The organism is Streptomyces sp. NPDC018045, assembly GCF_044327445.1.
Classification (GTDB): Bacteria; Actinomycetota; Actinomycetes; order Streptomycetales; family Streptomycetaceae; genus Streptomyces.
In genome coordinates this window covers 276,079-287,332 of sequence record NZ_JBIRFL010000004.1, presented here as the reverse complement: position 1 = coordinate 287,332, position 11,254 = coordinate 276,079, and the positions used below count along the sequence as shown (strand labels likewise).

General features: G+C 71.0%; 13 protein-coding genes. 8 read left to right on the top strand and 5 right to left on the bottom strand.

The window, feature by feature from the left end:
• The first annotated feature begins 4 nt into the window (after positions 1 to 4).
• The 3 genes from ACH4EB_RS12220 (at position 5) to ACH4EB_RS12210 (ending at position 2,465) form a co-directional block, all read left to right on the top strand.
• Positions 5 to 553, top strand: coding sequence for a flavin reductase family protein (locus ACH4EB_RS12220; protein WP_398347330.1), 549 nt, complete (start codon positions 5 to 7; stop codon positions 551 to 553).
• 146 nt (positions 554 to 699) lie between these two features.
• Positions 700 to 1,068, top strand: a complete 369-nt coding sequence (locus ACH4EB_RS12215; protein WP_398347329.1) for a YciI family protein — start codon at positions 700 to 702, stop codon at positions 1,066 to 1,068.
• Between the two features lie 143 nt (positions 1,069 to 1,211).
• Positions 1,212 to 2,465, top strand: a complete 1,254-nt coding sequence (locus ACH4EB_RS12210; RefSeq protein ID WP_398347328.1) for an RNA polymerase sigma factor — start codon at positions 1,212 to 1,214, stop codon at positions 2,463 to 2,465.
• Positions 2,466 to 2,485: 20 nt separating this feature from the next.
• Here ACH4EB_RS12210 and ACH4EB_RS12205 read toward each other — a convergent pair whose 3' ends face one another.
• Together ACH4EB_RS12205 and ACH4EB_RS12200 are read right to left on the bottom strand one after the other, a co-directional pair.
• Complete coding sequence (locus ACH4EB_RS12205) at positions 2,486 to 2,854, bottom strand: YciI family protein (RefSeq protein WP_398347327.1); 369 nt, start codon at positions 2,852 to 2,854, stop codon at positions 2,486 to 2,488.
• Positions 2,855 to 3,079: 225 nt separating this feature from the next.
• Positions 3,080 to 3,871, bottom strand: coding sequence for a helix-turn-helix domain-containing protein (locus ACH4EB_RS12200; protein ID WP_398347326.1), 792 nt, complete (start codon positions 3,869 to 3,871; stop codon positions 3,080 to 3,082).
• Between the two features lie 437 nt (positions 3,872 to 4,308).
• Between ACH4EB_RS12200 and ACH4EB_RS12195 the strand changes: the two genes are divergently transcribed.
• Together ACH4EB_RS12195 and ACH4EB_RS12190 are read left to right on the top strand one after the other, a co-directional pair.
• Positions 4,309 to 4,815, top strand: a complete 507-nt coding sequence (locus ACH4EB_RS12195) for an SDR family NAD(P)-dependent oxidoreductase (protein WP_398347325.1) — start codon at positions 4,309 to 4,311, stop codon at positions 4,813 to 4,815.
• Positions 4,816 to 5,243: 428 nt separating this feature from the next.
• On the top strand, positions 5,244 to 5,999 hold the full coding sequence (locus ACH4EB_RS12190) for a MerR family transcriptional regulator (RefSeq protein WP_398347324.1): 756 nt from the start codon (positions 5,244 to 5,246) through the stop codon (positions 5,997 to 5,999).
• Between the two features lie 193 nt (positions 6,000 to 6,192).
• Here the strand turns inward: ACH4EB_RS12190 and ACH4EB_RS12185 are convergent, their stop codons facing one another.
• Positions 6,193 to 6,612, bottom strand: coding sequence for an arsenate reductase ArsC (locus tag ACH4EB_RS12185; protein WP_398347323.1), 420 nt, complete (start codon positions 6,610 to 6,612; stop codon positions 6,193 to 6,195).
• A 211-nt stretch (positions 6,613 to 6,823) separates the two neighbouring features.
• On the opposite strand from ACH4EB_RS12185, the gene ACH4EB_RS12180 reads away from it, so the two are divergent.
• Positions 6,824 to 7,132 (top strand): ArsR/SmtB family transcription factor, encoded by a 309-nt coding sequence (locus ACH4EB_RS12180; protein ID WP_398347322.1) that lies wholly within the window; start codon positions 6,824 to 6,826, stop codon positions 7,130 to 7,132.
• Entirely contained in the window at positions 7,129 to 8,229 is a 1,101-nt protein-coding gene (gene arsB / locus ACH4EB_RS12175) for an ACR3 family arsenite efflux transporter (protein WP_398347321.1), read from the top strand. The genes ACH4EB_RS12180 and arsB overlap by 4 nt, the downstream gene beginning before the upstream one ends.
• A gap of 105 nt (positions 8,230 to 8,334) precedes the next feature.
• Here arsB and ACH4EB_RS12170 read toward each other — a convergent pair whose 3' ends face one another.
• The gene (locus tag ACH4EB_RS12170; RefSeq protein ID WP_398347320.1) at positions 8,335 to 8,697 is read right to left on the bottom strand and encodes an ArsR/SmtB family transcription factor; all 363 of its coding nucleotides are present in this window, start codon (positions 8,695 to 8,697) and stop codon (positions 8,335 to 8,337) included.
• A gap of 206 nt (positions 8,698 to 8,903) precedes the next feature.
• Positions 8,904 to 9,761, bottom strand: a complete 858-nt coding sequence (locus ACH4EB_RS12165) for a 3-hydroxybutyryl-CoA dehydrogenase (RefSeq protein WP_398347319.1) — start codon at positions 9,759 to 9,761, stop codon at positions 8,904 to 8,906.
• Between the two features lie 179 nt (positions 9,762 to 9,940).
• Here ACH4EB_RS12165 and ACH4EB_RS12160 point away from each other — a divergent pair, with 179 nt between their 5' ends.
• Positions 9,941 to 11,251 (top strand): glycoside hydrolase family 10 protein, encoded by a 1,311-nt coding sequence (locus tag ACH4EB_RS12160; protein WP_398347318.1) that lies wholly within the window; start codon positions 9,941 to 9,943, stop codon positions 11,249 to 11,251.
• The last annotated feature ends 3 nt before the right edge of the window (positions 11,252 to 11,254 follow it).

The window sequence follows — 11,254 nt, the reverse complement described above, 5'->3', positions numbered from 1 at the left end:
GGACATGACAATCCCGGAGACACCGCCCGGCCGCGCCCTCGACACCGGGGCGCGCGGCGGGCGCCGGCACCTGCGCGACGTGCTCGGCACGTTCGCGACCGGCATCGTCGTCCTCACCGCCGGACGGACCGAGCCGCGTGGCATGACGGCCAACTCGTTCACCTCGGTCTCGCTGGACCCGCCCCTGGTGCTGGTCTGTGTGGCCCGCACCGCCGCCCTGCACGATCTGGTTCTGACCGAGAAGGGGTTCGCCGTATCGGTCCTGTCGGCCGATCAGGAGCCGGTGGCGCGGCGGTTCGCCGATCGCGCGCGGCCCCGCGGCGCCCGGGAGTTCGAGGCCGTCGAGACGGCACCGGGCGTCCACACCGGCGCCCCCCTCCTGCCCGGCGCACTGGCCTGGCTGGAGTGCCGGCTGACGGCCGTACACGACGGTGGTGACCACTCGATCATGCTCGGCGCGGTGCTGGCGGCGGACCGGAGCGCTCAGGAGTCGGCGCTGCTGTACCACGGCGGCGGCTTTCGCCGGCTGGCCCCGGCGCGCCTGGACGCTTGAGCGGGGCGGCAGTTCCGCCCCCGGGCCCCGGCCCGGTTCCGCCGGCCCGGCACAGTACGGTGTCGTCGATGTCGAGAAGCTGAGCCGGGCTCCGACACAGGGGTGAAGGGCGCGAACGAGGCGCCGTGTCACAAGGAGGTATACCGATGAAGTACTTGCTGATCATGCATGTGAACCCCGCTGTCTGGGAGGCGCTGCCCGAGGCGACCCGCAACGAGGTGATGTCCGGGCACGGCGACTTCATGAAGAAGATCAAGGAATCCGGGGAGTTCGTCTGCACCCAGGCGCTCGCCGAGCCGGCGCAGAGCTCGGTGGTGCGGGTACGCGACGGCGTGCCGGCCGTGACCGACGGCCCGTACGCCGAATCGAAGGAGTTCCTGGGCGGCTTCTACGTGGTCGAGTGCCGGGACCGGGAGCGGGCGCACGAGATCGCCGCCATGATCCCGGACAGCAAGGTCGACGGGCTCGGCATCGAGGTGCGTCCGATCGCCTTCTCCGACGGCCTGCCCGAGTGATCCGTGGCGCGGCGGCCTTCGACCGGAGCCCCGGCGAACGGCCGCCGCGCCAGCGGTTTTCCGGCCTCGGCGCCCTTTCCCCCGCGTGTTAGCGTTGCTGGCTCCTTACCGACAAACGTTTGCGTGGAGAGGACGTTCGGGGAATGGGTGCCGTCGGTGATGTCGATACCGTTCTGCGCGGCTTGATCCCCCGTGTCGTCGGAGTTCTGGTGCGTCGTCACGGCTACTTCGAGGAGTGCGAGGACGCCGCCCAGGACGCGTTGGTCGACGCCACCGTCCAGTGGCGCAGGGACGGCGTCCCGGACAACCCGCTCGGCTGGCTCCTCACCGTCGCCTCCCGCCGCATGGCCGACCGGGCACGGAGCGACGCCGCCCGGCGTACGCGTGAGGAGGCCGTCGCCGCCCTGGCGCCGGTCGACGCGCGGGCCGCCCACGGCCCCGAGGACCAGCCGCCGGCGGACCACGACGACTCCCTCACCCTGCTCTTCCTCTGCTGCCACCCGAGCCTGTCGCCGTCGTCCCAACTCGCCCTCACCCTGCGGGCCTGCGGCGGGCTGACGACGGCACAGATCGCGCGGGCCTTTCTCGTCCCCGAGGCCACCATGGCCCAGCGCATCAGCCGGGCCAAGCGCCGCATCAAGGACGCCGGCGCCCTGTTCGAGCTTCCGCCGCCCGAGGAACAGGCGAGCCGGCTCGCCGTCGTCCTCCACGTTCTCTACCTGATCTTCAACGAGGGCTACACCAGCACCTCGGGCACCGACCTGCACGACGTCGAGCTGACGACCGAGGCGATCCGGCTCACCCGGGCGCTGCGCCAGGCGTTGCCCGACGATCCGGAGGTCACCGGCCTGCTCGCGCTGATGCTGCTGACCGACGCACGCCGGCCCGCGCGCACCGACGCCGACGGCAACCTCGTCCCGCTCGCCGAGCAGGACCGCACCCGGTGGGACCAGGGCGCCGTCAAGAAGGGGACGGCACTGATCACCGAGGCGCTGGCCAGGGAGCAACCCGTCGGTTCCTACCGCCTGCAGGCCGCCATCGCGGCCGTCCACGCCGAGGCGCCCAGCGCGGAAGAGACGGACTGGCGACAGATCGTCATCCTCTACCAGTTGCTGGCGACGGTCGCCCCGAACCCGATGGTCCGGCTCAACCACGCGGTCGCCGCGGCCATGGCCGACGGCCCGCTGGTGGGCCTGGAACTGCTGCGCTCACTGGACGACGACCCGCGGATCGCCGAGCACCACCGGCTCCACGCGGTCCGCGGCCACCTGCTGGAGATGGCCGGGGACCGCGCCGCCGCCCGCGCGTGCTACCGGGAGGCCGCCCGCCGTACGGCCAGCCTCCCGGAAAGGCGCTACCTGGAATCGCGCGCGGCCGCCCTCGAAGGCGAGCGCTGACCCGCGCGGCGTACGACGCGTCACATCTCGGTGCCCGCGCTCACCATGACGGGCCGTACCTCGACGGTGAAGCCGTCGAAGCGTGCGTCGGGAATCAACGCGGCCAATTCCTCGGCCCGTTCACGTGACTCGCAGTCGACCAGGTAGTACCCGGCCGCGTGCACCGCGACGTCCGGGAGCGGCCCCGGGGCAGCCGTCGCCCGTCCCTCCGTCACCCGCACCACCGAGCCCTGCGAGGCGTCGGCGAGGAAATTGACGGCGATCATCTCGCCGGCCTCCCGGACCGTCTCCTGGAGCGCGCGATGTCCCCGTGAGATCTCGGCGCGCTCCTGTTCGGCCAGGCCGTCCCGGGCCCCTGGTTCCATATGTGTGATCAACAAATACTTCATGGCAAACCTCCTCCTCCCGGGTCGTAGCCGAACCGCTGTTCTCGACCCGTTCAGCACGCGAGAAGGCCTGGTCGGAGCGCGGACGAGCGTGCCGCGTACGGGAGTTGGGCACGGCCGGACCGAGGTGCCCCCGGCGTGGGGCCACGGCCGCCGACCGCGCTCGGCCGCGCCGCCGCGGGGCCGGGCCTCCCGGTGGCGGGAGGACGCATCCCGGACGCGTGGCCCTCACACCGGCATGGGCTCGGGCAGCCCGGCGTTCGTACCGGGGCGGACCAGCGTGAGCGGCCGCGGCGTCGCCATGAGGACCGGCACGTCGAGACGGCTGCGGAAGGAGAGCGGCAGGTCCGGCAGGCACAGTGCGGGGCCCGGTTCGAGCGCTCCGAGCCGCCGGCCACCCATGAGCCGGGCATCCTTCTGCGCGAGCGCGTGGAGCCCGGCCGCCGCGTCGGTCGGCAACGAGAACGCCAGCAGATGACTCTCGGGAGTGGCCCGGACGGACAGTTCGTACGGGCCGGGGGCGGCCACGAGGACACCGGCGAGCGGCCGCCCCTCGGGTATGGGGCCGGGGAAGAGGCCGACGAACACGGCGCGCCGCTTCTCGCCCGGCGGCAGCGAGACGGTACCGCGGACCCGGCGTCGCCGCGCGGAGCGGACCGGGGGTTCCGCGCCGCCGAGACAGGGTGCGAAGCCGCGGAAGCGACGGTAGTTTGTTGGCGACAGCCCGACGCTCCGGCTGAATCGTGTGCTGAATGTTCCCACGCTGTTGTACCCGACGGCGGTGCCGATATCCACGACGTTCCACTCGGTTGATAACAGGAGTTCCTTTGCCTTTTCCAGGCGTAGTGCCGACAGGAACCGTCCCGGCGGGACCCCGGTGGCCCGCAGGAAGAGGCGAGAGAAGTGGAATTTACTGAACACGGCGGCTTCGGCCAGTATATCCAGGGAGAGGGGCTCTCCCAGCTTGTTCTGCATGACGTCGATGGCGCGCACGATAGCCTGCTCGGTCTCGTCTCTCAACGGTTCCTCGATTCTCAGTGTGTGCTAACCAAGTCATCTCTCATGCACTACGTCGCCAGCCCGTCGCACCTGCATCGACGTGCTCGTGCGACGTGACGGTTTCATATCCGACTTCAGAAGGCATCTTCCGGATTGCGGGACCGTATGGCCTCTGACCTGCGCACGAACCGCGATGACGCGTGTTGTGTGAACTGTCCGGTTTTCTTGGCGAAAAGAGCAATGGCGGTCGCGTCTCTATGAGATGATCGCGGGGCGGTCGCGTCCGGCTGCCTTGTCGTATTTCGGCGCGGGGACTCCGTGGGGATTGTGTGAACGGAGTCAAAAAGCCGTAAGAATTACGAATTCCATCCCGGGACCGCGTGGCAAGGCAGTGGCCGCTCTCCGAGTCGAGGAGGCGTGGGGCGCAGCGTCACATGAACTGGATGGGAAGTGGTTTCATGCACCTTGAGGATAAAACGGTCGTTGTCTACGGGGTCTCGGACCCGCAAGGCGTGGCCCTGACGAAGGCGTTATCCCGTCTTCGGGCACTGGTATTTCTGGCCGACGCCGTTCCGGAGAGCGTCGAAAGCGTGGCCCGCAGCATCGTCGAGGCCGGCGGAACCGCCGAATCCGCCGAGGTCGACCTCCGTGATCGACGCGAGGTCGAGGACTACACGTCCGGGGTGGCCCAGTGGACGGGCGGCATCGATGTGGCGGTGGTGGCGATCAGCGGCGAGCAGGCGGCCACGCAGCTCACGGCGGCCCGGGCTGTCGCCTCGCACATGGCCGCCCGGGGCCGCGGCTTCATCGTGGTCATGTCGGTCCGCGCGGCGTCGCGCCGGGAACTCCACCAACTCGCCGAGCACGTCGCCCCCAGGGGGGTCACCGTGCTTCCGGTCTCTTGTGATTGCGACGCATACCAGAGCGCTGTCCTTCCTGGCGGGGCCCCCGCGCCCTCGGGGTAGCAGCGGCCGTGACCGCCGGCGCGGTGCGCGCCGGTCACGGACGAGGGCCCGGCGGACCGGCGGCGGCCCGGGGGCCGAAGAGGGCAGGGGGCTTCTCGGGAGTCGCGAGCAGCGAGGTAACCATTGTCGAGCGGGGGCCGGAGCCACGGCACCTCTGGTCTTGCGCTGCGTCCGCGGGCCGGGCCGGGAACGGCGGGCGGTTCGGACGCGCCGGCCCGGAGCCTCCCGCGGCCCGGCGGGCGGCGCCGGCACCGGCCGGCTCCCCCGCCGGGCGCGTGCGCGTCCCCGGGCGATGCGCCTCGCGTTTCTTCGATATTGCCGAATACCGAATACCGCTCGGACAAGAGCCGCGTTCTCCGGGGCGGCGGGTAATCTGTCCGCGTACCGGTCACGGCGCACCACTTCGATCTGATGCGAGGGCGGTAACGTTGCACGTCTCCGAATTGAGCAGGCGCAGCGGGGTGTCGATCGCCAGTATCAAGTACTACCTGCGCCAAAGCCTGTTGCCGCCGGGACGTGTCACCGCTGCGACCCGAGCCGACTACGACGAACAGCACGTGCGTCGGCTTCGGCTGATACGCGCGCTGATCGGTGTGCGCGGCTTTTCGGTCCGCGCGGCAAAAGAAGTCCTGGATGCCGCCTTCCAGCCCGAAGACGACCCGCGCGAAGTACTGCGTCGCGTGCTGGGAACCGGCGCCGTCCCTCCTCGCGACGACGAGGACGGCAGGAAGGCTTCGGCGGACGTGGAGCGACTGCTCGCCCGGATCGGCTGGGCGGTCCCGGAAGACGCCCGGTCCAAGCGCGCGCTGGCGGACACCCTGGCCTCCCTGCGCCTGCTCGGGGCGGACGTCGACTGGCGCTTCCTCGTCCCGTACGCGGAACTCGCCCGACGCACAGCGGAGTTGGACCTCGATCGGCTGCGGATAGTGGGGGACCCCGCGGAACGAGCCGAACGCGTGGTGCTGCTGACCATCTTGCTCGAACCCGCGCTCTTGGCGCTGCGCCGGCTCGCTCAGGAGAACGCGTCGGCCGCGGGGCGGCACGGTCACGCCGTACGCGCCGGCGACGTGGACGGCGAGATCCGGAAGCCCGCTCCGGCCGCGGCCGGCGGAATTCCCGTGCCGTTCCCGTGCGGCGAAAAGGCGGGCGCGGACAGCCTCCCGCGCAAGCCCGCCGATACGTGACCGGGCCAACGCGCTACGGCAACCTCACCCGCCTGGGCGGCTTTTCGCGGCGCAAGGGTCGGTGGTGCACTGCAGAAAATGCCGTACCGGCCCTCGGGCATTCACGAGGACCGCCCCCTCTTCGCCGCGAGTGACACCGGTCCCTCGCACCCCGGCCGGAATTCCGGGACCGGACGTATGGCGAGAATCCCGGTCACGCTTTCCGCCGGGTGTCGATCTCGGCGATGAGGGCTTCGACGCGGCTCCTGATCTGGTCGCGGATCGGGCGGACGGCTTCGACTCCCTGGCCGGCGGGGTCTTCCAGGGCCCAGTCGAGGTACTTCGTGCCGGGGAGGACGGGGCAGGCGTCGCCGCAGCCCATGGTGATGACGTAATCGGATGCCCGGACGGCCTCGGTGGTCAGTACCTTGGGCCGTCGGCCGGTGAGGTCGATGCCGACTTCCCTCATCGCTTCGACGGCCGAGGGGTTGAGCTGGTCGGCGGGCAGGGAGCCGGCGGAGCGGACCTCGACGCGGTCGCCGGCGAGGTGGGTGAGGAAGGCGGCGGCCATCTGTGAACGCCCGGCGTTGTGGACGCAGACGAACAGCACGGACGCGGCAGGGGCGGTGGGCATCTCGGTCTTCCTTCTTCGCAGGGAGATCGGCGGTGGAGCGGGCGTGGGCGAGGCCGACGCCCATGCCCAGGGGTGATCCCGTCGTCCATGTCGGCGGCCGGGCGCGGGTCGGGAGGCGCGGAGGGAGCGGAAACGGGCATGGCCCCCGTCGTCGGGCCGTCGCATCAGTCCTGACTGGTATCAGTCTTGGGTGATGTGAGAGTATCAGCCCATGATGACGTCAGTCGACACTGACCTGATGCGGGTGCTGGCCGACCCGCTCAGGATGAGGATCGTGACCTTGCTGGCCCACGAGACGCTGTGCACCACGCACCTGGTCGAGGAGACCGGCGCCCGCCAGACCAACCTGTCCAACCACCTGAAGGTGCTGCGTGACGCGGGCGTGGTGGACACCGAGCCGTGCGGCCGCTTCACGTACTACAAGCTGCGCCCCGACGTCATCGCCGCCCTCGCCGGGCAGTTCGGCGAGCTGGCCGAGCGCGCCCGTGCCGCCGCCGACCGGAAGAGGTCCTGCCCGTGACCCGCGCCGAAGCCCCCGCGAACGTGGCAGAGCCGTCCGTCGTCGCCAAGCTCTCCACCCTCGACCGCTTCCTGGCGGTGTGGATCCTGCTCGCCATGGCCCTCGGCCTGGGCCTGGGCCGCCTGATTCCCGGTCTGAACGACGTCCTGGCCGCGGTCGAGATCGGCGGGATTTCCCTGCCGATCGCGGTCGGGTTGCTGGTGATGATGTACCCGGTGCTGGCCAAGGTCCGGTACGACAAGCTGGACGCGGTCACCGGGGACCGCAAGCTGATGGTGTCCTCGCTGGTCATCAACTGGGTCCTGGGCCCGGCGGTGATGTTCGCCCTCGCGTGGATCTTCCTGCCGGACCTGCCCGCGTACCGCACCGGCCTGATCATCGTCGGGCTGGCCCGCTGTATCGCCATGGTCATCATCTGGAACGACCTGGCCTGCGGTGACCGCGAGGCCGCCGCCGTCCTCGTCGCCCTCAACTCCGTCTTCCAGGTCCTCGCCTTCGGTCTGCTCGGCTGGCTCTACCTGGACCTGCTGCCCGGCTGGCTGGGTCTCGGCGACGGCCGGCACCTGGACATCTCCATGGGGAAGATCGCCCTGAACGTCGTCATCTTCCTGGGCATCCCCCTGGTGGCCGGGTTCCTGACCCGCCGCCTGGGCGAGCGGAAGATGGGCCGCGAACGGTACGAGAACCGGTTCCTGCCGAAGATCGGCCCTTGGGCGCTGTACGGGTTGCTGTTCACCATCGTGATCCTCTTCGCCCTCCAGGGGAGGACGATCACCTCGCAGCCGCTGGACGTCGCCCGGATCGCGCTGCCGCTGCTGGCCTACTTCGCGATCATGTGGTTCGGCACCTTCGCCCTCGGCAAGGGCCTGGGCCTGGCCTACGACCGCACCGCCACCCTGGCGTTCACCGCGGCCGGCAACAACTTCGAGCTGGCCATCGCGGTCGCCATCGCCACCTTCGGCGTCACCAGCGGTCAGGCCCTCTCCGGTGTGGTCGGCCCGCTGATCGAGGTGCCGGTCCTGGTCGCCCTGGTCTACGTCTCGCTGGCCTGGCGGCGGAAGTTCGCCCCCAGTGCCGCGGGGCTGCCGGGGCGGTGACCGGCACCTGTGCGGCAGGCGCGGGGATCGGCGGTGCGGTGCCGCCGGTCGCGGCGATCCGGTGGACGCCGTACCGCAAGGTGCCCGCCTCGCGGTACGTGCCGGTCAAGGGGAGGTGAGCAGGCGGCCCATGGCGGCCAGCACCGACGGCTCGATGCGGTAGTACACCCACGTGCCGCGCCGCTCGGACCTCAGCAGTCCGGCCTCGCGCAGCTTCTTCAGGTGATGGGAGACGGTGGGCTGGGAGACCCCCACGTCCTGGATGTCACACACGCACGCCTCCCCGCCCGGATGCGAGGCGACCTTGGAGAACAGGCGCAGGCGTACCGGGTCGGACAGCGCCTTGAACATCGCCGCCATCGTCACCGCGTCCGTATCCGACAGCTCCCCGGCGGTCAGTGGCGGGCAGCACGGCGCCACCCCGCCCTCCAGGGCCGACCGCTCCACGGCACCCGCAGACTTTGACATGGGTCCATGTTGACGGCCGTCGATGCAGCAGGCAAGGGCATGGAGATCGCCGTACGCCGATACGGACACCCGCTCGCGTCGTGTCGCCCCGGGAGAGTCCGACACGCGACGGCCCCTCCGCTGTCCCTGACGGCGCCGCCGCCATGGGCGCTGTCCGGGGAGAACTCGCCCCCGGACAGCGCCCCTTGGCGGCGCCGTCACACGCGTCAGTACGAGTAGAAGCCGGAGCCCGTCTTGCGGCCGAGGCGTCCGGCGTCCACCATGCGGGCGAGCAGCGGGGGAGCCGCGTAGAGGGCTTCCTTGTACTCCTCGTACATGGAGTTGGCGACCGAGGCGACCGTGTCCAGGCCGATCAGGTCGGAGAGCCTGAGCGGGCCCATCGGGTGGGCGCAGCCCATCTCCATGCCGTTGTCGATGTCCTCGCGGCTGGCGATGCCGGACTCGAACATGCGGATCGCCGAGAGCAGGTACGGGATCAGCAGCGCGTTGACGACGAAGCCGGAGCGGTCCTGGGCGCGGATCGCGTGCTTGCCCAGGACGTCCTGGACCAGCGCCTCGGACCGCTTGATCGTCTCCTCGCCGGTGGTCAGCGCGGGGATCAGCTCGACCAGCTTCTGCACCGGCGCCGGGTTGAAGAAGTGGATGCCGATGACCTGGTCGGGGCGGGAGGTGGCGACGGCCAGCTTCACCAGCGGGATGGAGGAGGTGTTGGAGGCCAAGATCGCGTCCGGGCGGCTGACCACCTGGTCGAGGACCTGGAAGATCTCCGTCTTGACCTGCTCGTTCTCCACGACCGCCTCGATGACGAGGTCGCGGTCGGCGAACTCACCGAGGTCGGTGGTGAAGCTGAGCCGGTCGAGCGTCGCGTCGCGCTCCGCGACGGTGATCTTGCCGCGCTCGGCCGCCTTGCCGAGGGAGTTGGTCAGCCGCGTACGGCCCAGCTCCAGCGCCTCGCCGGTGGTCTCAGCGACCATCACGTCCAGGCCGGAGCGGGCACACACCTCGGCGATACCGGCGCCCATCTGGCCGCAGCCCACCACTCCGACGCGTTCGATGTCGGTCACATCGTGCCTTTCGCTGATCTCGGGGTCCGGCGGGGCGCGTGGGGCCGTCCGTGCCTGCGACAGGAACCCCGGCGTCCGCCTCGGCCCCGACGTTACTCCGCGGAATGCTGTGCGGCGGGGGCAGGGGCGGGCATTCTGTTGCCCTAGGACGGACGTTCCGGACACTTTGGGGGCGCGGCATGAGACGGATCACACGAAGAGCGTTCGCGGTGGCGGCCCTCTCGGCGGCCGCGGCGGGGCCGGCGCCGGGCGGCGCGGCGGCCCACGGCCGCGGCGCGAACGGCGGCCGGCCGGAGTTCCGCGGCATGTGGCTGGCCACGGTCGCCAACCGGGACTGGCCCTCGAAGCCGGGGCTGCCGGCCGCCTCGCAGCAGGCCGAGCTGCGCGCGTACCTGGACGCGGCGGTGGCGCGCCGCCTGAACACGGTGGTCTTCCAGGTGCGCCCGACGGCGGACGCGCTGTGGCCGTCCCCGTACGAGCCCTGGTCGGAGTACCTGACCGGCGTCCAGGGCCGCGACCCCGGCTGGGACCCGCTCCAATTCGCCGTACGCGAGGCCCACCGGCGCGGCCTGGAGCTGCACGCCTGGTTCAACCCGTACCGCGTCGCCAACCACACCGACCCGTCGAGGCTGGTGCCCACCCACCCGGCACGGCTGCGTCCGGACTGGGTCGTGCCGTACGGCGGCAAGCTGTACTACAACCCGGGCCTGCCCGAGGTCCGCGCCTTCGTGCAGGACGCGATCCTCGACGCGGTGGAGCGCTACGACATCGACGGCGTCCACTTCGACGACTACTTCTACCCCTACCCGGTGGCGGGCCGGACCTTCGACGACGACGCCGCGTACGAGGAGTACGGCGGGGACTTCGCGACCCGGGCGGACTGGCGGCGGGACAACATCGACCTGCTGGTGCGCGAGACCGGGGAGCGGGTACGCGAGGCGCGGTCCCCGGGCGGCGGCCGGTGGACCGGCCGGGGCGGCGGCCGCCGGCGCAGGCCACGCCGTACGCACCACCGCCCCGTACGGTTCGGTATCAGCCCCTTCGCCATATGGCGCAACCAGGCCACGGACCCGGAAGGCTCGGACACCCGCGCGGGTGTGCAGACCTACGACGACCTCTACGCCGACACCCGCAGGTGGGTGCGCGAGGAGTGGATCGACTACATCGTGCCGCAGGTGTACTGGAACATCGGCTTCCCCGCCGCCGACTACGCCGAGCTGCTGCCGTGGTGGGCGAAGACGGTCACCGGCACCCGTGTCCAGTTGTGCGTCGGCGAGGCCCTGTACAAGGCGGGCGCGCCCGGTCAGCCGCCCGCCTGGCAGGACCCCGCCGAACTCTCCCGCCACCTCACCCTGGCCCGCGGCCACCCGCAGGTCCGCGGCCACATCTTCTTCTCCGCGAAGGAGGTGGCCGAGGACCGCTTCGGGGCGATGGCGCGGGTGGTGGCCGACCACTACCACGGGCCGGTACGGCCCCCGCGCCCCGCGTGAGCG